The 24,621-nt window shown below is 66.8% G+C and carries 24 protein-coding genes and 1 tRNA gene; 8 read left to right on the forward strand and 17 right to left on the reverse strand.

Going from position 1 to position 24,621, the window contains the following annotated elements; translation table 11 throughout:
* Position 1 precedes the first annotated feature (1 nt).
* The 5 genes from ACE5C1_RS02980 to ACE5C1_RS03000 form a co-directional block, all read right to left on the reverse strand.
* Positions 2–667 carry a DUF4893 domain-containing protein gene (locus ACE5C1_RS02980; RefSeq protein WP_374942577.1) on the reverse strand — a complete coding sequence of 222 codons (666 nt, stop codon included), beginning with the start codon at positions 665–667 and terminating at the stop codon, positions 2–4.
* A gap of 88 nt (positions 668–755) precedes the next feature.
* On the reverse strand, positions 756–2,039 hold the full coding sequence (gene murA, locus ACE5C1_RS02985) for a UDP-N-acetylglucosamine 1-carboxyvinyltransferase (protein ID WP_374942578.1): 1,284 nt from the start codon (positions 2,037–2,039) through the stop codon (positions 756–758).
* Positions 2,040–2,140: 101 nt separating this feature from the next.
* Entirely contained in the window at positions 2,141–2,485 is a 345-nt protein-coding gene (gene clpS / locus ACE5C1_RS02990) for an ATP-dependent Clp protease adapter ClpS (protein WP_374942599.1), read from the reverse strand.
* Positions 2,486–2,645: 160 nt separating this feature from the next.
* Positions 2,646–3,440, reverse strand: a complete 795-nt coding sequence (locus ACE5C1_RS02995) for a phasin family protein (RefSeq protein ID WP_374942579.1) — start codon at positions 3,438–3,440, stop codon at positions 2,646–2,648.
* An 84-nt stretch (positions 3,441–3,524) separates the two neighbouring features.
* Positions 3,525–5,150 carry a PHA/PHB synthase family protein gene (locus tag ACE5C1_RS03000; protein WP_374942580.1) on the reverse strand — a complete coding sequence of 542 codons (1,626 nt, stop codon included), beginning with the start codon at positions 5,148–5,150 and terminating at the stop codon, positions 3,525–3,527.
* Between the two features lie 245 nt (positions 5,151–5,395).
* Between ACE5C1_RS03000 and ACE5C1_RS03005 the strand changes: the two genes are divergently transcribed.
* Together ACE5C1_RS03005 and ACE5C1_RS03010 are read left to right on the forward strand one after the other, a co-directional pair.
* Positions 5,396–6,619 (forward strand): LL-diaminopimelate aminotransferase, encoded by a 1,224-nt coding sequence (locus ACE5C1_RS03005; protein WP_374942581.1) that lies wholly within the window; start codon positions 5,396–5,398, stop codon positions 6,617–6,619.
* Between the two features lie 26 nt (positions 6,620–6,645).
* On the forward strand, positions 6,646–6,909 hold the full coding sequence (locus ACE5C1_RS03010; protein ID WP_374942582.1) for a DUF2061 domain-containing protein: 264 nt from the start codon (positions 6,646–6,648) through the stop codon (positions 6,907–6,909).
* Between the two features lie 3 nt (positions 6,910–6,912).
* Here the strand turns inward: ACE5C1_RS03010 and ACE5C1_RS03015 are convergent, their stop codons facing one another.
* Entirely contained in the window at positions 6,913–7,389 is a 477-nt protein-coding gene (locus tag ACE5C1_RS03015; protein ID WP_374942583.1) for a winged helix-turn-helix transcriptional regulator, read from the reverse strand.
* Positions 7,390–7,527: 138 nt separating this feature from the next.
* Here ACE5C1_RS03015 and ACE5C1_RS03020 point away from each other — a divergent pair, with 138 nt between their 5' ends.
* The 3 genes from ACE5C1_RS03020 to ACE5C1_RS03030 all read left to right on the forward strand — a co-directional run bounded on the left by ACE5C1_RS03020 (position 7,528) and on the right by ACE5C1_RS03030 (position 11,066).
* Complete coding sequence (locus ACE5C1_RS03020; protein ID WP_374942584.1) at positions 7,528–7,893, forward strand: hypothetical protein; 366 nt, start codon at positions 7,528–7,530, stop codon at positions 7,891–7,893.
* A gap of 50 nt (positions 7,894–7,943) precedes the next feature.
* Positions 7,944–10,046 (forward strand): RelA/SpoT family protein, encoded by a 2,103-nt coding sequence (locus ACE5C1_RS03025; RefSeq protein ID WP_374942585.1) that lies wholly within the window; start codon positions 7,944–7,946, stop codon positions 10,044–10,046.
* A gap of 402 nt (positions 10,047–10,448) precedes the next feature.
* The gene (locus tag ACE5C1_RS03030; protein ID WP_374942586.1) at positions 10,449–11,066 is read left to right on the forward strand and encodes a hypothetical protein; all 618 of its coding nucleotides are present in this window, start codon (positions 10,449–10,451) and stop codon (positions 11,064–11,066) included.
* 293 nt (positions 11,067–11,359) lie between these two features.
* On the opposite strand, the gene ACE5C1_RS03035 is transcribed toward ACE5C1_RS03030, so the two are convergent.
* The 4 genes from ACE5C1_RS03035 to ACE5C1_RS03050 all read right to left on the reverse strand — a co-directional run bounded on the left by ACE5C1_RS03035 (position 11,360) and on the right by ACE5C1_RS03050 (position 14,480).
* Positions 11,360–12,019, reverse strand: a complete 660-nt coding sequence (locus ACE5C1_RS03035) for an HAD family hydrolase (RefSeq protein ID WP_374942587.1) — start codon at positions 12,017–12,019, stop codon at positions 11,360–11,362.
* Positions 12,016–12,942, reverse strand: coding sequence for a diaminopimelate epimerase (gene dapF, locus ACE5C1_RS03040; protein WP_374942600.1), 927 nt, complete (start codon positions 12,940–12,942; stop codon positions 12,016–12,018). The genes ACE5C1_RS03035 and dapF overlap by 4 nt, the downstream gene beginning before the upstream one ends.
* Complete coding sequence (locus ACE5C1_RS03045; RefSeq protein WP_374942588.1) at positions 12,942–13,664, reverse strand: glutathione S-transferase family protein; 723 nt, start codon at positions 13,662–13,664, stop codon at positions 12,942–12,944. Before ACE5C1_RS03045 ends, dapF begins: the two co-directional genes overlap by 1 nt.
* Before the next feature lie 318 nt (positions 13,665–13,982).
* A complete protein-coding gene (locus ACE5C1_RS03050; RefSeq protein WP_374942589.1) occupies positions 13,983–14,480 on the reverse strand; it encodes a DUF6456 domain-containing protein in 498 nt (165 codons plus the stop codon).
* A gap of 85 nt (positions 14,481–14,565) precedes the next feature.
* Here ACE5C1_RS03050 and ACE5C1_RS03055 point away from each other — a divergent pair, with 85 nt between their 5' ends.
* Positions 14,566–15,129, forward strand: a complete 564-nt coding sequence (locus ACE5C1_RS03055; protein ID WP_374942590.1) for a helix-turn-helix domain-containing protein — start codon at positions 14,566–14,568, stop codon at positions 15,127–15,129.
* Between the two features lie 318 nt (positions 15,130–15,447).
* On the opposite strand, the gene ACE5C1_RS03060 is transcribed toward ACE5C1_RS03055, so the two are convergent.
* From ACE5C1_RS03060 to ACE5C1_RS03085, 6 genes are all read right to left on the reverse strand, one after another.
* A tRNA-Val gene (locus ACE5C1_RS03060) sits at positions 15,448–15,523 on the reverse strand.
* 102 nt (positions 15,524–15,625) lie between these two features.
* Positions 15,626–16,606, reverse strand: a complete 981-nt coding sequence (locus ACE5C1_RS03065; protein WP_374942591.1) for a hypothetical protein — start codon at positions 16,604–16,606, stop codon at positions 15,626–15,628.
* Positions 16,607–16,608: 2 nt separating this feature from the next.
* The gene (locus ACE5C1_RS03070) at positions 16,609–18,042 is read right to left on the reverse strand and encodes an NAD(P)(+) transhydrogenase (Re/Si-specific) subunit beta (RefSeq protein ID WP_374942592.1); all 1,434 of its coding nucleotides are present in this window, start codon (positions 18,040–18,042) and stop codon (positions 16,609–16,611) included.
* Between the two features lie 22 nt (positions 18,043–18,064).
* On the reverse strand, positions 18,065–18,358 hold the full coding sequence (locus ACE5C1_RS03075; RefSeq protein ID WP_374942593.1) for an NAD(P) transhydrogenase subunit alpha: 294 nt from the start codon (positions 18,356–18,358) through the stop codon (positions 18,065–18,067).
* Positions 18,359–18,478: 120 nt separating this feature from the next.
* Positions 18,479–19,603: an NAD(P) transhydrogenase subunit alpha gene (locus ACE5C1_RS03080; protein WP_374942594.1), complete on the reverse strand. Its 1,125-nt coding sequence runs from the start codon at positions 19,601–19,603 to the stop codon at positions 18,479–18,481.
* A 4-nt stretch (positions 19,604–19,607) separates the two neighbouring features.
* Positions 19,608–19,745: an aa3-type cytochrome c oxidase subunit IV gene (locus ACE5C1_RS03085; RefSeq protein ID WP_374942595.1), complete on the reverse strand. Its 138-nt coding sequence runs from the start codon at positions 19,743–19,745 to the stop codon at positions 19,608–19,610.
* Between the two features lie 137 nt (positions 19,746–19,882).
* Here ACE5C1_RS03085 and ACE5C1_RS03090 point away from each other — a divergent pair, with 137 nt between their 5' ends.
* Together ACE5C1_RS03090 and ACE5C1_RS03095 are read left to right on the forward strand one after the other, a co-directional pair.
* On the forward strand, positions 19,883–21,295 hold the full coding sequence (locus tag ACE5C1_RS03090; RefSeq protein WP_374942596.1) for a sigma-54-dependent transcriptional regulator: 1,413 nt from the start codon (positions 19,883–19,885) through the stop codon (positions 21,293–21,295).
* Between the two features lie 246 nt (positions 21,296–21,541).
* Positions 21,542–22,810, forward strand: a complete 1,269-nt coding sequence (locus tag ACE5C1_RS03095; protein ID WP_374942597.1) for a tyrosine-type recombinase/integrase — start codon at positions 21,542–21,544, stop codon at positions 22,808–22,810.
* A 355-nt stretch (positions 22,811–23,165) separates the two neighbouring features.
* Here the strand turns inward: ACE5C1_RS03095 and ACE5C1_RS03100 are convergent, their stop codons facing one another.
* Positions 23,166–24,278, reverse strand: a complete 1,113-nt coding sequence (locus tag ACE5C1_RS03100) for a DUF4062 domain-containing protein (protein WP_374942598.1) — start codon at positions 24,276–24,278, stop codon at positions 23,166–23,168.
* Positions 24,279–24,621 lie beyond the last annotated feature (343 nt).

A 24,621-nucleotide genomic window follows, 5' to 3' on the forward strand; every position in this document is an offset into this window, starting at 1 on the left:
GCTACTTTTCGCCAGGCACCGCCGGTGTCGCCCCCGGAACCTCGGGCGGCACCGGCACCAGCTCGTACACGTCGAGCAGCGCGCCCTTGCCCGCCCGCGTCAGCACCAACCGCCAGCGAAAGGGCGATACCCGCTCAACGACCCCGGCGACATCCTGCGCGGCGTCGTCGCCATAAGCCGCTGCACCGCTCGCCCCGGCGGGCCGCAAGCTGCCGAGAAACACTTGCCGCGTCGCGGTATCGAGGTGGAGCCAGCCGCCGGGCAAGTTGCTGCCGGTCTGCTTGGTGAACGACACCCCCTTCTCGCCGCCGTCGACGTAGCAGAAGTCTGGGGCGAAGGTCGCGATGCCCGCCCGACCGCCGAAGCGCACCAGTCGGCAGCGATACGGGCCGGGCGGCGGCGCGGGCAGCTCCAGCGCGGCGGCGGGTTCGACCAGCTTCGTCTCGGCGCGCAGCTTCGCCTGCGCGCGGCGCGGAACCGCGGCGAGCGCGCGCGCCCAGGTTGCAGGCAAGGCGTCGATCTGCTGCTGGTCGCTCGCCGAGGCGATCGCGCGCCAGCCGGTCGGCTGCGCCACGGTTTCGACGGTGACAACCGGACGCGGCGTCCGCGCTGCGCAACCGGTGAGGGCGCAGGACGTCATGGCGAGCGCGAGCGCAGCGCGAAACATGGATTTCTCCCGAACCTGGATGGTCGCGTCAGGTCACCCCCGCCGCATTAACAATTCCTAAACGGAAAAGGTTAACGAACCGTAAACGTCACCCGTCGCTGACCCGCTCGATGTCCGCGCCGACCGCCGACAATTTCTCCTCGAGCCGCTCGTAGCCGCGATCGAGGTGATAGACGCGGGCGACGGAGGTCTCGCCTTCCGCCGCAAGCCCGGCGAGGATCAGGCTCATCGACGCGCGCAGGTCGGTGGCCATGACGGGCGCGCCGACGAGGGTGGAAACGCCCTTGACCACCGCGGTGCGCCCATGGACCTGGATGTCCGCCCCCATCCGCGCCAGCTCGGGAACGTGCATGTAGCGGTTCTCGAAGATCGTCTCGGTCAGCACGCTTGCACCCTCGGCCCTGCACAGCATCGCCATGAACTGCGCCTGCATATCGGTCGCGAAGCCCGGAAAGGGCGCGGTGGACAGCGTCAGCGGGCCGAGCGGTGCCGACGCCGCGACGCGGATACCGTCCTTGTGCGGGGTCACAGAAACGCCCGCATCGATCAGCGCGTCCAGCGTGGCGCGCATGTCGTCCTCTGCAACCCCGATCAGGTCCAGGTCGCCGCCGGTGATCGCCGCGGCACAGGCATAGCTGCCCGCCTCGATCCGGTCGGGCATCACCGCATAGGTCGCGCCGTGGAGCCGGTCGACGCCCTCGATCTCCAGCGTCTCGGTGCCGACGCCCTCGATCCGCGCGCCCATCGCGATCAGGCAGCGGCACAGGTCGACGATCTCGGGCTCGCGCGCGGCGTTCTCGATCACCGACGAGCCCTTGGCCGTTGCGGCCGCCATGACGACGTTCTCGGTCGCCCCCACCGACACCACCGGAAAGCGGTAGCGCCCGCCGCTCAATCGTCCTCCGGGTGCCGAAGCCTTCACATAACCCGCCGCCAGCTCGATCGTCGCGCCGATCGCCTCCAGCGCTTTCAAGTGCAGGTCGATCGGTCGGTTGCCGATCGCGCAACCGCCGGGCAGCCACACCCGCGCCTCCCCCGCCCGCGCCAGGATCGGCCCGAGCACCAGGATCGAGGCGCGCATCTTGCGGACGATGTCATAGGGCGCCTCGGTCGAGGTCAGCGCACCGGCGCGGATCGTCATCACCCGGCCGAAGTCCTCGGGCCGCGTACCCTGGATCGCGGTCGACGCGCCAAGCTGGTTGAGCAGATGCCCGAAGCCGTCGACATCGGCGAGCCGCGGCAGGTTGCGCAGCGTCACCGGCTCGTCGGTGAGCAGCGCGCACGGCATCAGGGTGAGCGCGGCGTTCTTCGCGCCCGAGATCGGTAGGCGGCCGGACAGGCGATTGCCGCCACGGATGAGGATACGGTCCATGACGCGCCGTCTACCGCGTGCGCCCGATCGACGCAAAGGTTAGGCTAAGGTGAGGCCAACGACACCTGTCCGCTGCGCGCGGTTCAGGGGATTTCAAAGACTTACGCCTTCTCCAACGTGCATTGCAGCGGATGCTGGTTGGCGCGCGCAAAGTCCATTACCTGGCCGACCTTGGTCTCGGCGACCTCGTAGCTGAACGTACCGCAGACGCCGACGCCCTTCTGGTGGACGTGGAGCATAACCCGCGTTGCCGCCTCCATATCCATCCGGAAGAAGCGCTGCAGGCAAAGGACGACGAACTCCATCGGCGTGTAATCGTCGTTGAGCATCAGCACGCGATACGGCGTCGGCTGCTTGGTCTTGGTACGCGTGCGGGTGGCGAGCCCGGTGCCGGTCCCCTCGTCCTCGCGGTCGTCGCTCCGGCCGCCGCCGCGGCGTTCGGCCATGCCGATCGGCCTCTCGGCAATATTCTGAGTTCGCAGATTCATGGTGGTCCGCAAAATAGGACATCGTGCGGGTGTAGGAAAGGGCTCGGGCGCACGCACATACGAAAAGAGCGGCCGCCCCGTCGGGCGACCGCTCCTTCCATTCGGACCGAAGCGTGGCTTACGCCGCGATCTTCATCGTGTCGGCGGCAACCGCGACGCGGTTCGAGATCGGCTGAACGACCTCACCCACGAGCTTCAACATCGTCTCGGTCGAGCGCGAGGTCTCCGCAACCATCGCGTCGAACGCCGAGCGCATGTAGTCGCCCTGGAGCTTCATGAACTCGGTCGGCGACTTGACGGTGGCGAGCGTCTTCATCGCGGCGGTCGCGTCCTCGATCGACTTGCGCGCGAATTCGGCGGCGTCCTGGCCGAGCGTCTCGATGCCCTTGGCGGCGATCTTCGACGATTCGACCAGCGCTTCGACGTTGCCCTTGCCGAACGCGTTCATGTCCTCGAACGCCTTTGCGCTCTTGGCCATCGCGCCCTTGGCGCGGTCATTGACGTCGGCGAACATCGCCTGCGCCTTGGCATTGGTGTCGGTCGTGACGTTCTCGATGGTCGTGGCCATGACGGTTTCCTTCTGGCTGTCCGCCGGAACCGCGGCGGGCGGCGCGGACGCTGGCGCGGCCGCGGGGATTGCTGGGGTAACTTCGGGGGTGATCTCGGGTTCGGGCACAGACGTCGCCGCGATGTCGGCCAGTGCCGTCTCGCTTGAGAGGGCCGCCTCGCTTGCGAGCGCTGCCTCGATCTCGGCTTCTGCCTCGATCAGCGTGGCGAGCGGCGATTCGGCGATGGGCGCGTCGGCCATCGGCTTCGCCTTGATGCGTGGCTTCTTGGCCGAGGGCGTCGCAGCGAGCATCGCCGGAATCGACTGACCGTCGTCCGCGCCCGCGCTGATGAATTCGTCGGCCATGATCCGCTCCTGCTTGCTGCACTGCAACATAATGGAGCTTACGCGAACGTCAAGGTGAATCTTGTGCAGCGCAGCATCTGACGGTCAGCGGGCGCGGACATAGTCTCCCGGTGCGTCGCCCAAGGTCGCGCGCCCATTGCTGCCCGGTATCCGCACCCCGGTTGCCGGAACCTTCGCGCCATCGATGCCCGCCAGCCACGCGATCCAGTCGGGCCACCAGCTGCCCTTGGTCTCGGTTGCCCCCGCGACGAACGACTCCAGCGATGTCACCTTCGTGTCGTTTGTCCAATATTGGTATTTGCCGGCCGCTGGCGGGTTGACGACGCCCGCGATGTGCCCCGATCCAGCCAGCACGAAGCGCACCGGGCCCGACAGCCGGTGGGTCAGGTGCCACACGCTCTCGGCAGGCGCGATATGGTCCTCACGGCCCGCCTGGACATAGGCGGGGGTCTCGACCTTCGACAGATCGAGCGGGGTGCCATCGACCGTCAACCGCCCGGGCTCGACCAGCAGATTGTCGCGGTACAGGTCGCGCAGATAGCTCCCATGCCATTTCGCGGGCAGGTTGGTCGTGTCGCCGTTCCAGTGAAGCAGATCGAACGGCTTGTAGTCCTGACCCAGCAGGTAGTTGTTGGTGACGTAGTTCCAGATCAGGTCGCGCCCGCGCAGCAGGTTGAAGGTGAGCGCCAGGTAGCGCCCATCGAGAAAGCCGTCGGGCGACAGCTTCTCGATCGCGGCGAGTTGATCGTCGTCGACGAAATGCGCCAGCTCGCCCGGCGCGGCGAAATCGACCTGCGCGGTGAAGAAGGTCGCGCTCGCCACCCGGTGCCCCTCCCCTCGTGCCGCCATCAGCGCGAGCGTCGCGGCGAGCGTGGTGCCCGCGACGCAATAACCGATGGTGTGGACCGCGGGCACGTCGAGCAGGTCGCGCACCGCGTCGATCGCGTCACGCTGCGCGGCGACGTAATCGTCCCAGATCACGTCCTTCATCGTCGCATCCGCGGATTTCCACGACACCATGAACACCGACAGCCCCTGCCCCACCGCCCAGCGGATGAAGCTCTTCTCGGGCGTCAGGTCGAGGATGTAGAAGCGGTTGATCCACGGCGGGAAGATGACGAGCGGCACCGCGCCGACCTGTTCTGTGGTCGGCGTGTAGTGGATCAGTTCGTAGAGCGGCGTGCGCTTCACCACCTTGCCCGGCGTCGTCGCCAGGTTGCGCCCGACCTCGAACGCGTCCGCGGCGGTGTGGGTCAGCTGGCCCTTTTCGATGTCCGCGAGCAGATGCTTCAAACCCGCCATCAGGCTCTCGCCCTTGGTCTCGACCGCGCGGGCCAGGACCTGCGGGTTGGTGAGCGGGAAGTTGGCCGGGCTCATCGCGTCGACGAACCTGCGCGCGGCAAAGCGCATCTGTTCCTTCTGCTTGTCGCCGACGCCTTCGACTGCGTCGACGCCGCGAAGCAGGTGATCGGACAGGGTCAGATAACTGCGGCGGACGAAATCGAACCACGGATTGTCGTGCCACTCGGGCGCCTTGAACCGCTTGTCCGTCGCCTGCGCCTCGGGCTCCTCGCCTTTGGGGCTGAGCATCTGCTGCCACAGATTGAGGCCGTCGAGCCAGAATTGGCCCGTGCGCTCGATGGTCGCGGGATCCACGAAGGTGGGCATCTGCGGCGCTGCATCGCTTTCGCGCTCGGACGAGTCGGACATCGGGCACCCTCTTCCTGTTGATTGCGCTGTAACGCTGTCGCAGCAGCGGCGGAAGCGAAGACGTTGCGGTTTGGGCGGAGCGATTCCGGTAAGCCCGCCACCCGGCCATCGAGCATACACGCAATTTCGTCACTCCGGACTTGTTCCGGGGTGACGCAGAGTCAGGTGGAGAGTTCGTAGCGAACCCACAATCGCTTTCGCCAGCGCGCCGCACCCGGTACAGCACCCCCCGAAAGGGCCGAACCATGTCCGACGACTTCTACCGCATCAAGCGCCTGCCACCGTACGTCATCGCCGAGGTCAACGGCATGCGGGCGGCGGCGCGGGCGAGCGGGGAGGACATCGTCGACCTGGGAATGGGCAACCCCGATCTGCCCCCCCCGCCCCACGTGATCGAGAAACTGGTCGAGGTGGTGCGCAAGCCCGACGCGCACGGGTATTCGCAGTCGAAGGGGATTCCTGGGCTGCGTCGCGCGCAGGCGAATTACTACGGGCGGCGCTTCGGTGTCGATCTCGATCCCGAGCGCGAGGTGGTGGTGACGATGGGATCGAAGGAAGGGCTGGCCAGCCTGGCCACCGCGATCACCGCGCCCGGCGACGTCGTGCTCGCGCCCAACCCGAGCTACCCGATCCATACCTTCGGCTTCATCATCGCGGGCGCGACGATCCGCGCGGTGCCGACGACCCCGGACGAGGCGTATTTCGCAAGCCTCGAGCGCGCGATGGCGTTCACCGTGCCACGGCCGTCGATCCTGGTCGTCAACTATCCGTCGAACCCCACCGCCGAAGCCGTCGACTTGGCCTTCTACGAGCGTCTGGTCGCGTGGGCGAAGGCCAACGAGGTCTGGGTCATCTCCGACCTCGCTTATTCGGAGCTCTATTACGACGGCAATCCGACCCCCTCGATCCTGCAGGTCGAGGGCGCCAAGGACGTCGCGGTCGAATTCACCTCGCTCAGCAAGACGTACAGCATGGCCGGGTGGCGGATCGGCTTTGCGGTCGGCAACCCGACGCTCATCGCGGCGATGACGCGGGTGAAGTCGTACCTCGATTACGGCGCGTTCACCCCGATCCAGGCGGCAGCCTGCGCGGCGCTCAACGGGCCGCAGGACATCGTCGAGACCAACCGCCAGCTCTACCACAAGCGCCGCGACGTGCTGGTCGAGAGCTTCGCGCGCGCCGGGTGGGACATCCCGTCCCCGCGCGCAAGCATGTTCGCCTGGGCGCCGCTACCGCCTGCGGTCGCGCATCTGGGCAGCCTGGAATTCTCCAAGCAGCTGCTCAGCCACGCCAAGGTCGCGGTGGCGCCGGGCGTCGGTTACGGCGAGAATGGCGAGGGGTACGTGCGCATCGCGCTGGTCGAGAACGAGCAGCGGCTGCGCCAGGCGGCCCGCAACGTGAAGCGCTACCTGCAATCGATGGGGGTCAACACCCCCGCACCGAATTTCATCGGGCAGGCCGCCGGATGATGCACGATCGCGGGCGCGGCTAAGCCATGTTCCTGTTCCGTGGGCTCGAGAGCCATCCGCGCAGCTTCGTGAAGGCGGTGTCGTGGCGCACCATCGGCAGCATCGACACCTTTATCCTGGGAATGATCTTCTCCGGCAGCGCCAAGACCGCGGGCGCGATCGCGGGGACCGAGGTGTTCACCAAGATCTTCCTGTTCTATTTCCACGAGCGCGGCTGGGCGCTGATCCGCTGGGGGCATCGGCCGGTGCCGGAGCAGCGCGCGGGCGAGGACGAGGTCGAGCGGACCTGAACCCTACGCCGCCGCAACCGCGTCCATATCCGCCGCCACATCGCCCGGCAGCGCCCAGATCAGGTCGTGCTTCCCCAGCACGCGGCCGTCGTGCGACAGCACCGAAACCTGCTGAATCGGCCGCCGGTCGCGGTCGTCGACCAGGATCGGGAAGGCGGGAACGCACGTCTCCCAGCGCTCGCCCCATTGCCGCATCGCGATCATCGTCGGGAGCAGCGCGAAACCCTTGTCGGTCAGCAGGTATTCGATCCTGCGCCGGTCGACCGCCATCGCCTCGCGCTTGAGGATGCCGTGTTCGACCAGCCGCGCGAGCCGGTTGGCCAGGATGTTGCGCGCAATGCCCAGCTCGGACAGGAACTCCTCGAAATGGTGCAGCCCGTTGAACGACGCGCGCAGGATCAGGAACGACCAGCGCTCGCCGACCGCCTCGAGCGCCGCGGGCAGGCTGCATTCCATCAACGGCTCGCGCAATTCGCGCATCGTTCGTCCTCTTGCCCGTTCAACGCGCCAGCCTAACCGAGTTTCGCGAAACCGACCCAGATAAATATACGTTTCCAGTTGCAACTAGCAACCTGTAAGGGTAAGTAGCGTTCAGCAACCTAATTTTAGGAAAAGGCCATGAACACCCGGACGCTCACCGCCGCCGTGCTCTCGTTCGCCGCCGCATTCGTCGCCACCGCTGCCGCGACCGCTGCCGCGACCACGGCCGCGCATGCGCAGGCCGCGGCCTATTACGTCGCCACCCCCGTCGCGGCGCCCGCGCAGACCGCGCTGGTCACGCGCAGCGCGGCGTGGCGCGTGCAGGGCGCGTCGTTCGTCGCGTCGCAAGCGCCCGAGCGGCCCGCGATCCTGTGCCGGTTGGTCGCCGATCGCGCCGGGCCGCTCGCCGGCTTCTCGGTCGCGGGCAAGCCGCTCGACGCCGACGCGCTTGCCAGGTGCAATGCCAAGGTTGCGAACCGGTCGGTTTCGGTCGCCGCGAAGTAAGCTCCAAGATTGTGTTGCAATGCCGCGGCGTCGCACCCCATTGAGGGTCCGTGCTGCGGCAATATGAACTCGTCGATCGAGTATTAGACTACGATCCGGACGCCGACGAGGCGCTACTCAACCGCGCCTACGTCTTCTCGGTCAACGCGCATGGCACCCAGAAGCGCGCGAGCGGCGACCCGTATTTCTCGCACCCGATCGAGGTCGCGGGCATCCTCACCGAGCTCCACCTCGACGACGAGACGATCGCCACCGCGATCCTGCACGACACGGTCGAGGATACCGTCGCGACGTCCGAGGAGATCGAGCGCATCTTCGGCGCGTCGGTCGCGCGCCTCGTCGACGGGGTGACCAAGCTCAGCCGGATCGAGGCGCAGACCGAGACCGCGCGCGCGGCGGAGAACCTGCGCAAGTTCCTGCTGGCGATGTCCGACGACATCCGCGTGCTGCTGGTCAAGCTTGCCGACCGGCTGCACAACATGCGCACGCTGCATCATATCGCCAAGCCCGAGAAGCGCCGCCGCATCGCGCGCGAGACGATGGACATCTACGCGCCGCTCGCCGAGCGGATCGGCATGTACGAATTCATGAAGGAGATGCAGACGCTCGCCTTTGCGCAGATCGAGCCCGACGCCTATGAATCGATCGCCCGCCGCCTGGCGCAGCTGAAGGAGGGCGGCGGCGACAAGATCGCGCGGATCGCGTCGGGGCTGACGCTGCTGCTGTCGCGCGGCGGCATCGCGGGCGCGGACGTCGAGGGGCGTGAGAAGCATCCCTATTCGATCTGGCGCAAGATGGCCGAACGCCACATCAGTTTCGAGCAGCTCTCCGACATCATGGCGTTTCGCGCGATCGTGCCCACGGTCGAGGATTGCTACCGCGCGATGGGGCTGATCCATCGGCGCTGGCCGATGGTGCCGGGGCGGTTCAAGGATTATATATCGACCCCCAAGCGCAACGGCTACCGCTCGCTGCATACCTCGGTGATCCATGCCGACAATGCGCGCATCGAAATCCAGATCCGTACCCCCGAGATGCATGCCGAGGCCGAGTTCGGGGTCGCCGCGCACTGGGCGTACAAGGACAAGGTCAAGGCGGGGAACCAGACCAGCTGGATCCGCGACCTGGTCGAGATCCTTGATACCGCCGCCAGCCCCGAAGAGCTGCTCGAACACACCCGCATGGCGATGTACCAGGATCGCATCTTCGCCTTCACCCCCAAGGGCGAGCTGATCCAGCTGCCCAAGGGCGCGACCCCGGTCGACTTCGCCTACGGCGTCCACACCGACCTGGGCGACCAGGCTGTCGGCGCCAAGATCAACGGCCGGGTGGTGCCGCTGAAGACGATCATCGAGAATGGCGACCAGGTCCAGATTCTGCGCTCCAAGGGACAGACGCCGCAGCCCAATTGGCTCAACTTCGCGATCACCGGCAAGGCGCTGGCCGCGATCCGCCGCCATCTGCGCCACACCGAGCGCGACGAGCAATTGAAGCTCGGGCGCAAGCTCTACGACGACATCGTCCACCGCCTGCCCGCGCAGATCGGCGCGGAGGCGCTCGACCATGCCTTGAAGCGCCTGAAACTGGCGGACGAGCCCGCGCTGCTGATCGCGATCGCGCGCAGGACGCTGTCGGACGCGCAGGTGATGGAGGCGCTGATGCCGGGCGCGGCGGGCGGCGATGCCGGCCACGCGCTGGCGCCGCAGAAGAGCGCGATCTCGATCCGCGGGCTGACCCCGGGGGTCGCCTACGACCTCGCGCAATGCTGCCACCCCGTGCCCGGCGACCGCATTGTTGGCCTCAGGCGCCCCGATGCGGGGATCGAGGTCCATGCGATCGCCTGCGCGGTGCTCACCGAGCTCGCCGACCGCGCCGACGGCGAGACCGACTGGGTCGACGTGTCCTGGGGCGAGACCGAGGGCGCGGTCGCGCGCATCTCGATCGAGGTCAGGAACGAACCCGGTGCGCTCGGCGTGATCGCGACGATCATCGGCGCGCACAAGGCCAACATCATCAACCTGCGCCTCGACAACCGCGACACCGGCTTCCACACCAACACCATCGACGTCGAGGTCCACGACCTGCACCAACTCATGCGACTGATGGCGGCCCTGCGCGCGGCCGATGCGGTCAATGCGGTGGAGCGGGTTTAGCGGGATCCGTCATCTCGATGCGGCCGCTATCCGGTCGAGGAGCCCGACGAACATCCCCGCGTCCTCGCGGTCTGCTACCGCGGCTTCCTAGGCTTCCCCGCCATCGACCGCATGGGTTACGGCGTGAACGACGACTGGCGCGCGGAACTGACGCCGCTCGGCATTATCGGCAAGCGTCTGACCTATCGACGGATTCGTGGTGTTGAAGCCTAAGCACCCACCACTGGACCGCAAACGCAAATTTCAAGGCGGCGCCTGTGACACCCGTTGGGCTAAGAAGCCAAGCGATCAATCACTGATCAGGCGCCCTGCTGGCGGGGTTCGCTTGACACTGGCGGCTTCTCGTGCGGCTTTAGCAAGGTGCTCAGCATTCTGCGGAGTACGTCGTCTTCAGGACTCCACATGGCTTACGCTTTCCCCGTGGTGGTTTTGCATCGTGCAAACCAGCGGCTCCATATGGCCTTAGCCGCCTATCACAATATGCTTCGACCATACGACTTCAACCAATTTAAGATGATTTGGTCGGATTTCATGTCAAACACAGGAGCCGTTATCCACGCGTTAGAAGCGGGATCAAAAGGCTCGCCGCAGCTCAGGCAATGGTATGGTAATTTAAAACGAGAGATGAGAAATGAGCCATTTTTAAAATACATGTATCAAGCGCGAAATGCCAATGCGCACAGCGCAAGTAGAATGCTTGGCGTCAGACTCGGTCAGAGGTCGTTGCCTGGTAGAGTTTTCGTTCTTGAAGAAACAATAAACGTTGACGCAAAGGGGCATACTCTTCCACCCAGCATACTCATGTCCGAAGAAGGAAATCAGGTCGATACTACAGGCGGCGTGGTAGTACTCTGGCGCGTTCTAGGCAAAAGGCATGGTGATATTTACGATGTTCCCATATGTTTTCGGGGAAAAGCGCTTGCTCCCGACAAGCCGCACGTGTTTGCAGCTCTGTATCAGAATTACTTGAGCGATCTCGTTAAAACCGCTGCTGCTCTCGAGCCAGCGCCCCGAAGATAGCTTCCGCTATCCGGGGGATCAACTCCTTAAAGCTAAAGGACTTGATACTAGCCACGCATGCAGCAATTCTCACCTCTGTAGTCTTGATTGTCGGCCTGTAGCCATACGGCGTAGACCGATCATGACGCTTTGTCAGGTACATGATCACCAGCACGCGTGGCGTAAAGCTCGCTTGTCGAGTGAAGCGTCCTTCGCACGCCGCCGAGCGGCTCGACGTGTTGCGACCGGGCGTCAACCGTTCGCGCTACCGATAAAGGCGATCTTCACCAGCCACTCGCAGGCGTTGGCGCGCCTCATCCCGCCAGCACCGACTCCGCATATCCGGCCAGCAACGCCGCCACATCGCGGTACACCGCCGTCGCCCCCGCTTCGCGCAGCACGCCTTCCGAAAACCCGCCCGACAGCACCGCCACCGTCCCCATCCCCGCGCCCGCCGCCGAGGCGACGTCGTACGGCGTGTCCCCCACCGCCACCGCCTGATCCGCGCTCACCCCCGCCTTCTTCAGCGCGGCGGCAAAGATGTCGGGGGCGGGCTTGGACGTCTCGACATCGTCGATGCTGGTCTTGGCCGCGACCAGATCCGCGATCCCGAGCAGGCCCAGATAATGGTCGAGCTCCTCCGCGCTCGCCGACGACGCCAGCACCACCTTGGCGCCGTCGCGGTGGACCCGCTCGACCAGCGCGGTGGCGTCGGGAAACGGCTTGGCGCGGGCGATATAGCGCGCCTTGAACACGCTGCCGTGCGCGTCCGACAGCGCCTTGGCCGCGTCCGTGTCGATCCCGGGCAGCAACGCGGGCACCAGATTGTCGCCGCCCTTGCCGATCTGCCCCGCGATGTCCTCGCGCGAGACCGTATGCCCGGCGTCGGCGAACACCTCCGCCCACGCGTCCACGTGCAGCGGGTTGCTGTCGATCAGCGTCCCGTCGATGTCGAACAATACCGCAGCAATCATCGCACCCGCTCCCATGCCGCGATCTCGTCCGGAAACCGCTCGGTCACGACCAACCCGCTCGCGCATCCCGTCGCCAGGTCGACCGCGACCGAACCGGCATATTCCCACGTCGCATTGCCGACGATCGTCACGCTCGCTTGCCTGCTCGCGGAGGCGCGCACCAGCCCGCCCTTGTTGAACACGACGGTCTCGACGTCCCAGGGCAGCCGCCCCGTCAGGCACGCCGCATAGACCGAAGCCCCCATCGCACTCCCGCAACTGTCGGTGAGCCCGACGCCGCGCTCATGCGTGCGCACGAACAGGTCCGCGCCGCGCACCTCGACGAAGCTGACGTTGGCGCGGTTGGGCAGCCAGTCGAGCGCCGCCTCGCAAACCTCTCCCACCCGCACCAGCTCCGCCTCGTCCACCGCATCGACGAACGCCACCAGATGCGGATTGGGCATCGCCACCGCGGTAAACGCTCGCGGCGATCCGAGCTCGGCGACCGGCGCCTCGATCACCCGCGCATGGCCGCGCATCGGCCACGCCGCCGCATCCAGCGACACCGGCCCCGCCGTCTCGCGCACCCCGTACACTCCCGGCGCCACATCGCCCGCGCGCGCCACCGCCGCCACGCTGGTCTTCAACCGGACCCGCGCGGCATCGACGCCCAACGCCGCAAACCCGGCGCGCGCCACGCACCGCAGCCCGTTCAGGCACGTCTCCGCTTCGCTGCCGTCGGCATTATACATCGCCATTGAAAACGCGGCATCGCCGTTCCCTTCGCGCAGCAGCAGCAACCCGTCGCCGCCGACCGGCCCGCCGCGATCCGCCAGCGCCCGCGCAACGATCGCCCAGTCCGTTGCGGACAGCTTGATCCCGCGCGCGTCGATCAGCGGGAAATCGTTCCCCGAGCCGTGGCAATGGACGAAGTCGAACCGCATCATCCGGCCGCCATCCCGTCTGTCCCGTTCCCCGCCGCGTTCCCCGTCAAGCCCCCCGCCGCGCTCATCGCCGCTATCATCCGCTGCTCGCTCGCGATCATCGGCGCGAACGACGGCCGCGCCAGGATGCCCGTCGCGTAGCCCGCCAGCCGCGGCCAATAGGCGGTGTCGTGCATCCAGCCGATATGATGCAGGTTCACGAACGGCGACGCCACCGCGATGTCCGCCAGCGTCAGCGCGTCGCCGACCAGGAAGCCCTCGTCGGGCACGACGCGCTCCAGGTAATCGAGCAACGGCCGCAGCTCCTCGGCTTCCGCCCTGGACGCTATGCCCAGATCGCCGGGACGCTTCAGGACCATCGGCGCGACGAAGCGATTGAAGAACATCTTGCCCCCCACCGCCGCCAGCATCGTGTCGGCGAACTCATCGAACCACACCACCCGTGCGCGGGCGACCGGCCCGGCCGGGATCAACGGGTGCTCGGGATATTTCGCCTCGATGTAATGGCAGATCGCGGTCGAATCGGAGATCACGAAGTCGCGCCCGCCGTCCGCACCGGGATCGCGCAGCGCGGGCATCTTGGCGAACGGCGACGCCTCGGCAAAGTCGGGCCCGCCCTGCCCCATCCCAGCCCGCACCACCTCGACCGCCACCCCCTTCTCGGCCGCAAACGCCAGCACCTTGCGCACGAACGGCGAAAGCGAGCTCCCATAGACGATCATCGGACGCTCTCCCTCTATGCGACGCGGCTATCCTAGAACCATCTCGCCGAATGCACCAATTCCGGTTCGCTGGATGTCGACCATTCCTCGCCGATTTAAGGAAGGGGACCGCGATGCGGCGGTGGGTAATCAAGAAGAGCAGCGGCAGCGGCTGTCCGCTATAGCGATCACTTCCCCCTACATCCGAATACGCCCCGAACCGGCTCCTCAAGTGCCGAAGCGCCGACTGATCAATTCCTCCTCACCAGAGGACGGGGACCATCGGCGAAGCCGACGGGGAGGGAGCGGCCCCAGGCGAACCGCTCGCCTGGTCGCACCTCACCGCAGCCCGTAATGCCCTGCCACCCGGTCCAAAGCCAGCGTCAGCACCACCCGGCCGGCGCGCGCCGGCCAGCCCAGCGCTTTCTCCGCCACCGGCAATCCCTCGCCTGCGCACACCACCCGCCACAGCACGTCGGCCAGCCCCGGCCCCGCCGCTGCCACCGCAGCATCGAAGCGCCGCTTGGCCGCAATCTGCACCGTGCCCGGATCTGCCCCGGCCCCACCCCCACCAACCCCGCCCCCGTCGACCCGCGGCGCCCAGCGCATCGTCACCCGGGGCCCAAGCATCGCGGTTTCGTAATCGCCGCGCAGCCGCTCACCCGCCTCGAACTGCCGCGCGTCGATCATCCCGCGCGCGCGCAACCATCCCAGCGGCGATTCGGCCACGTTCACGCTCACCCGGCGCCCGCCCGGCCGTGTTGCCGCCCCTGCCGCCGCTGCCGTCGTGCCCACCACACCCTGCGCGTCGATCGTCCGTTCCCTCAATTGCCGCATACGTCCCTCCTGCGACTCGGGTCTTGCCACGACCGCTGGGCTGTAGGACAGCGTTAAAAACCAGATAGGTTCGCCGGAGTGTGCCATGATCACCAACATCCGCGAAGTCCGCCGTGCCCGCGGCCTGACGCTCGAACAGGTCGCGCGCGCCTGCACGCCCCCCACCACCGCGCAGCAGATCGGGCGGCTGGAGGTGGGCACGCGCGCGGTGTCGGTCGCCTGGCTCAACCGCATCGCCGCCGCCTTGGGGGTCACCGCCGCGGACCTGGTCACCCTGCCCGACCGCGTCGACCTGCCCGTCGCCGCGGTCCTCGACGCCCGCGGCGCGCACGCGCCGACCCGCGCCGAGACGATCCTGCCGTTCAAGCCGGCGCCCGGCGCGGTCGCGGTCCGGGTGGCCGCCGGCATCGGCGATTACCGCGCGGGCGATATCCTGTGGTGCGAGGTGCTGGCGCCGGACGGATTTGCGCGCGCGATGAACCGCGACGTCCTCGTCCCCCGCCCGGCCGGCCGCTTCGCCTTCGCCCGCCTCCTCGACCGCGACGACGCCCGCCTCCACCTGCTGCCCCCCGCGCCGGGTGCGCGCCAGCAGATCGTCGCCAACCCCCCCTGGCTCGCCCGCGTGGTCCGCCTCGTCCGGGCCCTGTGAAGCGAGACGCTCTTTTGCCTCTGTCCTGCGGGGTGATCGAGTGCGGCGACGTGGCGTATCGCCAAGGCTCGTACCGCGATACGCTCGGCACGCGATGGCACGTGCTTCAATACGCCATCTCGCTAAGCCTGGGACGGCTGGGCGAGCCCGCCCTTAACGCTCGGTTGCAGCCACCCGAACGCGCTGCTCGGGACGAACGGACATGATCCATCCCACCTCGGCGCACACGCCTTACGGCCTGAAGAGCGCACGCCTCGAGCCCGAAAGGCGGGCGCGCATCTCGCGCCTTGAGAGGCGCACACACCTCGCGGCCCGGAGTGGTGGGCGCTGACGGGCTCGAACCGCCGACATCTTCCGTGTAAAGGAAGCGCTCTACCAACTGAGCTAAGCGCCCCTCGCAGGGTTTCTCACCATGCCAAACCGCCGGACGGAGCGCAAGCTACCCGCCGCCGATATCTCGACGTGCCGCCCATGCGCCGCAACGATCTTGAGACAGCTAGTTTATCCGCAATAGCCCACCCAGTATCGTAGGGTAGCATGCCGGAACATGTCCGTCAAGATGCATTGTACCTCTACCAGCGCATCTACCCGTCACACCAGCGTCAGCCCGGCCCGCCGCGCCGGCATAGGCGCGCATCGCCTCGCTCGCGGGCCGGCTCAGCACCAGGAACGCCCGCCGCCGGTCCTCCGCATCGGGCATACGCACGAACAGGCCCGCCGCGATCATGCGCGTGATCCAGCGCAGCCCGGTTGTCGGCGCCACCGCCGCCGCGATGCACAGGCTCGATACCGATACGTGCCCGCGCTCCAGTTCGGCAGCGAACAGGTCGAGCAGCATGTCCCAGCCGGGATCCTCGATCAGCCGTATGTCGAAAAACTGCGCGCGCAACCGCCGCGCGCGGATCGTCGCACGCACCTCGCCCGCGTCGATCGGCGCGGCTGGGGCGGCGCCGTAGCTGCGGCGTCGGTCCTCGACCGCGCTGCCTCCGTCATGATTCTCGACAAGTCCGGCCAGCATCGCCGCGATCCGCGCCACCTCGCCGTTCAGCCGCCACAGCCGCTCCGCCTCGCCCTCGCGAACCACCCCCGGCAGGTTTGCCGCCCCTCCCGCCACTGCCAACGCCGCAACCCGCTCGGCCAGCGTCGGCGCGCACAAGAGGACCGTGCGCGGGCCCAGCAATTCGGCCGCCACGCGGTCGATCTGCGCGGCCGCGATCGTCGCAACCACGGCCAGATCGCGCGCTTCGGCATACCCGGCAAGCCCTGGCAGGGTGTCCGCCAGCGTCGTGTCGTCGACGCCCTCCGCTTCGATCGCCAGCACAGCCACCGCGTTCACCGGCACTGCGCCCCAGGCGACCCGTTCGCCGATGCGCCCACCTGCCAGCGCCACCGCCCCGGCTATGTCCGCCTCTACGTCCCCGCCGACGCCCGCGCCGACGAGCGCAACGGCAAAGCCGCCCCCGCCGAAGTCCGCCACGCTCAGCCGAGCGCCTTGACGATATCTTCGACCATCTTCTTGGCGTCGGCGAGCAGCATCATCGTGTTGTCCATGTAGAAGACGTTGTTGTCGACCCCCGCATAGCCGACACCGCCCATCGACCGCTTGACGAACAGCACCGTCTTCGCCTTTTCGACGTCCAGGATCGGCATGCCGTAGATCGGCGAGGTCTCGTCGGTCTTGGCCGCCGGATTGGTCACGTCGTTGGCGCCGATCACGAACGCGACATCGGTCTGCGCGAACTCCGAATTGATGTCCTCCAGCTCGAACACCTCGTCGTACGGCACGTTGGCCTCGGCGAGCAGTACGTTCATATGCCCCGGCATGCGGCCCGCGACCGGGTGGATCGCGTATTTCACGCGCACGCCTTCGGCCTTCAGCTTGTCACCCATCTCGCGCAGCACATGCTGCGCCTGCGCCACCGCCATGCCGTAGCCGGGGACGATGACCACCTGCTCGGCCTGGCTCATCAGGAACGCCGCATCTTCCGCCGATCCGCGCTTCCACGGCCGGTCGGTCGCCGCCGCTGCGCCGCCGCCGCCGCTCTCCGCACCGAAGCCGCCCGCGATCACGCTGATGAAGCTGCGGTTCATCGCCCGGCACATGATGTAGCTCAGGATCGCGCCCGAGCTTCCCACCAAAGCGCCCGTGATGATCATCGCGGTGTTGTGCAGCGTGAACCCCATCGCCGCTGCTGCCCAGCCCGAATAGGAGTTGAGCATGCTGACCACGACCGGCATGTCCGCCCCGCCGATCGGTATGATGAGCAGGAAGCCGATCGCGAACGACAGCCCCAGGATCGTCCAGAAGACGAACGGGCTCTGGTCCTGCGTGAAATAGCCGACCAGCCCGACGATCGCGGCCAGCACGGCCAGATTGATGACGTGTCGCCCGGGCAGCATGATCGGCTTGCCGCCCATGTTGCCGTTGAGCTTCAGGAACGCGATGATGCTTCCCGAAAAGGTGATCGCGCCGATCGCGACGCCCAGTCCCAGTTCGATCCGGCTTACCGGCGCGATGATCGCCACCGGCTGGCCGATCATCGGCACCATCAGCATCGCGATCCCGAACGCCTCCGGGTTGAGGTACGCCGCGCACCCGACCAGCACTGCGGCCAGCCCGACCAGCGAATGGAACCCCGCCACCAGCTGCGGCATGTCGGTCATCGCGATGCGTTTGGCGATGAGGAAGCCCATACCCCCACCGATCGCGATCGCACCGACGATCTCGGGCAGGCTCGCGATCTCGTGGGTGATCAGCGTGGTGACGACCGCGACCGTCATGCCCGCCATGCCGAACCGGTTGCCCCGCTGGCTCGACACCGGGCTCGACAACCCGCGCAGCGCCAGGATGAAGCACACCCCCGCGACCAGATACGCCAGCGCTACCCAAGGGTTTACCGCCACATGGTCCATCGCCGTTCCCCCAAACGCCCGGTCACTTGGCAACCGGCCGCTCCTTCTTCTTGTACAACGCCAGCATCCGCGCGGTCACCGCGCAACCCCCGCAGATGTTGACGCTCGCCAGCACCACCGCCAGCAACCCCAGCCACTTGGCGATCGGAGACCCCGCCGCCGCGGACGCGATCAGCGCACCGACGATGATGACGCTGGAGATCGCATTGGTCACCGCCATCAACGGCGTGTGCAAAGCCGGCGTCACCGACCACACGACGAAATAGCCGACGAAACACGCCAGCACGAAGATCGACAGGATCGCGATAAAGTCCATGTCAGCCTCCAAAGGTCACTAACGTCGCGCATAGACGGATAGGATTGCACGCCAAGCCACCGCAGCGCGGGAACGCCCCGCGAGCGGAGCATGACAGCCTTCGAGCCTGTAGGACAGCGCTCACGCGCCGAGCAGCCTGGCGTTCACCACTTGCCCACTCGTGGTCAGCCGCACCGCATCGCCGATCTCCGCATCGAGCACCGGCCGCCCCGCCTCCTTGTCCCAGAAGGCGTTCAGGAAATTGTACAGGTTGCGGCTGAACAGCGCGCTGGCGTCGGCGGGCAAGCGTCCGGCGACGTTCCTGTGCCCCACGATCTTCACGCCGTGCCGCTCGACCACCTCGCCCGCGACCGCGCCCTCGACGTTGCCGCCGCTCTCCACCGCCAGGTCGACGATCACCGATCCGGCACGCATCGTCGCGACCTGCGCGTCGGAGATCAGCCGCGGCGCGGGCCGCCCCGGTATCAGCGCGGTGGTGATGACGATGTCCTGCTTGGCGAGGTGCCCCGACAACAACTCGGCCTGCGCCGCCTGATATTCGGGCGACATCTCGCCCGCATAGCCGCCCGATCCCTCGCCCTCGATGCCGGCGACATTCTCGACGAAGATCGGCTTGGCCCCCAGCGACATGATCTGCTCGCGCGTCGCGCTCCGCACGTCGGTCGCCGATACCTGTGCCCCCAGCCGCCTGGCGGTCGCGATCGCCTGCAGCCCCGCGACGCCCACGCCCATCACGAACGCCTTGGCCGCACTCACCGTCCCCGCCGCGGTCATCATCATCGGAAACGCGCGGCCGTACTCCGCCGCCGCATCGAGCACCGCTTTGTACCCCGCCAGGTTCGACTGCGAACTCAGGATGTCCATCGATTGCGCCCGCGTGATCCGCGGCATGAACTCCATCGCCAGCGCTTCCAAGCCAGCTGCCGCATAGGCATCCACGCGGGCGCGCTCACCAAAAGGATTCAGGCCCGCAACCACCCACGCTCCCGGTGCGACGCCGCTCAGCCCGGCGGGCTCCGCGCCCTGCACCCCCAGCACGATGTCCGCGCCTGCCAGCGTCTGCGCGCGATCGCCGACGCGCGCGCCCGCAGCGGCATAAGCCGCATCCGCGATCGCCGCACCCTCGCCCGCACCGGCCTCGACCGCGACGTCGGCGCCGAGCGCAATGAACTTCTTTACCGTTTCCGGAGTCGCGGACACCCGCGTCTCGCCGTCGGCCTGCTCCTTGGGTACGGCGATCTTCACGCCGTCAGTGCCGCGAGATCAGCCAGATGATCCCTGCGGCAATGACGAAACACGCCACTGCGCCCCACTTCAGCATTCCGATGACGCTGGAATAGGTCGCCACATGGCCCTTCATGTTGCCGCTGCTGGTCTCGTCGGCCATCGTCATCCACCTCGTCGCAGGATCGCGTAAGATGAACGCTTACCCGTGCGCCCCGCCCGCCTCAAGCCCCCGCCCGCTTAAGTCCGCCTTTACCGCCCTACGCTATTGACCGTCCCGAACGGGGACGGGACCACGACATGACGCGCAACGGCCAGCGCCTGCTTCTGCTGATCGACGACGAACCGGCGCAGCGCCGCCTGGTCGCCGCGCTCGCTGCGCGCGCGGGCTGGCGCGCGATCTTCGCCGTCGATGGCGAGATGGCGATCGCGACGCTCGGCACGCAGGACGGGATGCAGCTCGACGCGATCCTGCTCGATCACTGCGCGCCCGACGCGGATGCAACCGATCTCATCGCCGCACTTCGCGAACGCCGGCCCGCGCTTCCCATCCTGATGCTCACCGCCAACGGTTCGGTCGCCTATGCGGTCGCAGCAATGCGGGCGGGCGCGACCGATTTCCTTGTCAAGCCGCTCGCCCCCGAACGCCTGCTCGCCGCACTCGAGACCGCCGTCGGCGGCACGTCGTCTGGCGAGCTGCGCCCCCTGACCGAGAAGATTCCCGCACTTCTCGCCTTCGACGAGATCGTCGGCTCGGCGCCCGATTTCCGTTCCGCGCTCGCCATCGCCGCCAAGGCCGCGCGCGCGCGCATTCCCGTCCTGGTCGAAGGCGAAAGCGGCGTCGGCAAGGAGGTCGTTGCCGAAGCGATCCACGCCGCGTCGCCGCGCGCCAAGAAGCCGATGACCGCAGTCAATTGCGGCGCGCTCCCCCCCAACCTCATCGAAAGCGAGCTGTTCGGCCATGAACGCGGTGCCTTTACCGGCGCGTTCGAGCGCAAGGTCGGTCGCTTCGCCGAGGCGGACGGCGGTACGATTTTCCTGGACGAGGTCGGCGACATGCCGCTCGACGCGCAGGTCAAGCTGCTGCACGTCCTGCAAACGGGTGAGATCCAGCCGCTGGGCGCGCGCCACGCCCGCGAAGTCGACGTCCGCGTGATCGCCGCGACGAACCGCAAGCTGCTCGACGAGGTCGAGGCCGGGAACTTTCGCGAAGACCTCTATTACCGCCTCAACGCCGTTCAGGTGACCATTCCGCCCTTGCGCGAACGCGCCGGGGACATCCCCGCGCTCGCCCGTCACCTGCTCGCCCGCATCGCCACCCAGCCGGGCCTGCGCCCGCTCGGCATTACCGACGATGCGCTGCAGCTGCTCGGCGGCTACGACTGGCCGGGCAACGTCCGCCAGCTCCAGAACGCGCTCTTTCGCGCGGCGGTGCTATGCGAAGGCGCCGCGCTCACCCGCGCCGACTTTCCGCAGATCGCCAGCATGGGCGCCCGCCGCATCGCCCCGCACTCGTCGCCGACCGCGGGCGGAGTCACGCTGTTCAACCCCGACGGCAACATGCGCCAGCTCGAGGACATCGAAGCCGACGTCATCCGCCTTGCCATCGGCCACTACCGCGGCCGCATGACGGAGGTTGCGCGGCGACTGGGGATCGGCCGCTCGACGCTCTACCGCAAACTGGGGGAACTCGGCATCGACAACGCGGCCTGATCGCCCGCGATTCTGCCCGAACAATCGCGATTGTCAGGGGAAATGGTGCTGCCGGTGAGGATTGAACTCACGACCTCAGCCTTACCAAGTCCACGATAAGTGTTTGCTAGCGTTGCCTAATGTTGCCTGACGTGGGTTTCCCTGAGTGCCAGACCGATAGTATCCTAGCCTCGATTGCTCACTGTTGCCTCCCGTTTCCTTCGGGCTGAGTGCCGGATGAGTACCAATCGGAACAGGAGGACTGAGGTGGCAACGGCGAAGGTTTCCAAGAGGACGGTGGACGCGATGGAGGCGCCCGCCGAGGGCAAGCGGACTTGGCTCTGGGACGACCAGGTCAGGGGCTTCGGCGTCGTCATGTCCGCGTCGGGGCGTAAGGTCTACGTCGTCCAGTATCGCGTCGGCGGGAAATCGAACACGGCGAAGCGACTGACGATCGGGACGCACGGGTCGCCCTGGACCCCCGACGCCGCGCGCGAACGGGCGCTGGAAATGCTCAGGGTGGTCGAGACGGGCATCGACCCGGCGATGGCCGAACAACTCGCGGCCGAGACCGAGGAGGCGGCCGCGCGCGCTAGACGCGAGTTCGGGTTCGGCGCCTTCGCCGACCGCTTCATCGAGAAGCACGTCATCGCCGGTCAGCTGCGCAGCCGGAAGGACATCGAGGGCACCTTCGACCGCGACCTGCGGCCTTGGTTCGGCGAGCAGCTCGTGACCGAAATCGACAATAAGGACGTCAAGAAGATGCTGGCCCACGTCGGCGAACGGAGCCGTTCGGCGGGGAACAAAGCCTACAAGTGGCTCAGTCGCATGTACACGTGGGGCATCCAGCACGACCAGCTTGAGAGCCATCCGCTGGTCGGACTCAAGCGTCCGTTCCCGGAGCCGAAGCGGGAGCGCGTGCTCCAGAAGTTCGAGATCAAACTCGTCGTTGGCGTCGCATCGAAGATCACCTGGCAGTTCGGAGCCCTTGTCCTCCTGCTCCTTCTGACGGGACAGCGGCTGCGCGAGGTCGCTGGCATCCGGTGGGACGAGATCGATCTCGCCAAGAAGGAATGGATCATCCCAGGCACCCGCACGAAGAACAAGCGGGTCCACCTCGTGCCGCTGAGCCGACAGGTCATGGCTCTTCTCAAGCACCTGCGGAAGCTGACGTTGGGCGATGGCCTCATCCTGACCACCACGGGCAAGACCCCAATCTCAGGCTTCTCGAAGGCGAAACTCGCCATCGACGAACTTGTCGCTCGCGCGACCAACCGGATCGTTGCGGACTGGGTGATGCACGACCTGCGGCGCACAATGGCCACGGGATGCGCCGAACTTAAGGTTCCGCTCGAGCATTCTGAGGCGGTGCTTAATCACATCTCCGGCACGCAGGGCGGGATCGCCGGTACCTACCACCTATACCGCTATGCTAAGGAGAAGCGGGTAGCGTTGCAGCGTTGGGCGGACCGGGTCGAGGCGATATGCGGCGTCATTCCGCTCATTGGCCCACAAATGAGCGACCCGTGCGAATAATACCCGTCAAGGTCGGCCACAATGTATGGCCTGATGAGCGCGGTGCACGTGGGGCCCTGGCTGAGGCTAATGCCCACGCGCCGCGGCAAGTCGCGAAGCGAGGTTGCACGCACCGTGGCTGGTTGATTAACTTGCGCGGGAAAAATCGTGTCGTCCGGCTGCGCGCCAAGCGATTTCCCAAGACGAGGGGCGTCTAGCTGAAGTGAGCGGTAACCCGGGGACGGCTGCCGCGCGACGATCGTGCTGCTCGACGGGATCCGGACTCTCAGTTGATCGAGAGAAGTCGCGTCGACAGCCCTCGGTCGACTGCGCCCCCGTCAGCGAGCACGTCGACACCCGCTGGCCGAGGGGTGATCTATCTGAACTGCCGCTTCAAAAGCGTCACAAGATCCTCGACCATGCGGGTCCGATCGAACTCCAGCGCGGCACGCGGCCGGTCAGGCGGCTGAAAATGGATCGGCGGGCGCTCGCCCTGACTGAACGCGTTGGACATGGTCATTGAATTCGGGCTCGCCGCGTCCTCGCCACGCGTCCGCCAACCCATCACCCCGTTGCCGGCCAAGGATATCGCGACCACCAACCGCGAGAGGCGCTGTGCATCGTCGATACGGCCCAAGATATCGGCGGCACGGGCCAGACCACGGTCAAGGGCGTCGATGACGTTCTCCTCGATCAGGGCACCCATCATGCCGGTACCCCTTGCGACGGGGACGCTGAGCCGTATCGATCCGCGCTCGTCCAGCAGGATCTCGGCACCGGTGTCCTGGACCAGTCGCAGCATCCCCGCGGGAAGATCCTGCTTCGAGCCGTGTGCGGGATCGAAAACCGGATGCCCCCCATAGGTGGCCTCGCGCAGGAGCATGCGGGCGAGTTCCGGCTTCTCAATCTCTATCGGCCGCAGGATAGTCTGGGCCGGCCCGCCGACGACGGCGATGTGCAGCAACGGGCCGGTCATCCGCACGAAGCCCCGATCCTCGCGCGGAATCAGCGCCTGCGCCCGCGCCAGCATCTCGGTAGCGTCCACCGCGGCCGTGGCGCTCGATAGCTCCAGCCTGTGAATTGTGCGCGTCATCTGATCGCGCAGATCGTCCGCGTCACGGAACCCACCGCGAAACAACCCGCCGGTCCAATCCTGCACCTCCCGGACGAATTCGGCCTGCCGGGCGTCACGGTCGACGCCGTCTTGAACGAAGGCGATCACGGGCCGCCTGTCTTTCGCCTCGCGCCATTCCTCGTGCGTTGCGGAGAGATCGGAGTTGGGCTGCACCGCGCCGTAGGCGCTACCGAGCACCATCACCACGAGGTCCGAATCTCGCACACCTTTCAGACAGGCGATCCTAGGCGACGTCAGGCCGGGATCAAACGTCTCGGCCGTGACGGGCTGATGCCCAAGCGACCGGACGGCCGCGACGGCGGCGGCGCGCATGTCCTCGAAACCGGCGATAAGCGAACTGATGAAGATCTTCATTCGCTCAAGATGGCGATTAGTGTCGTTCCATCAAGCGGTTGCCGGTCTGGGCATCGACCTGTTCCCAAGACTGTCGTCAGGAATGCGCCCAATATCGGTCGTTCAACGAACAGCAGGCCGATCCCGAAAGCTGCCGTTCGCCGATTTAGAGATCGAACGTCCGCTATTGGGTGGGAAGCGGACATCAGTTGAGTTGTTTTAAGGCCGCTGCTGTTTCCTCCGGCGTAGGAGGGCGACTGTCATCGGCGACAAACGCGACGGCCTCAGCCACCGCCTCGTCAGCAAAGTCGAAGTCGTCACTCATCATCAGACCGTCCGCGACGTAATTCGCGGATAGGAACGG

It is taken from the genome of Sphingomonas sp. (assembly GCF_964263785.1).
In the GTDB taxonomy this organism is placed as follows: domain Bacteria; phylum Pseudomonadota; class Alphaproteobacteria; order Sphingomonadales; family Sphingomonadaceae; genus Sphingomonas.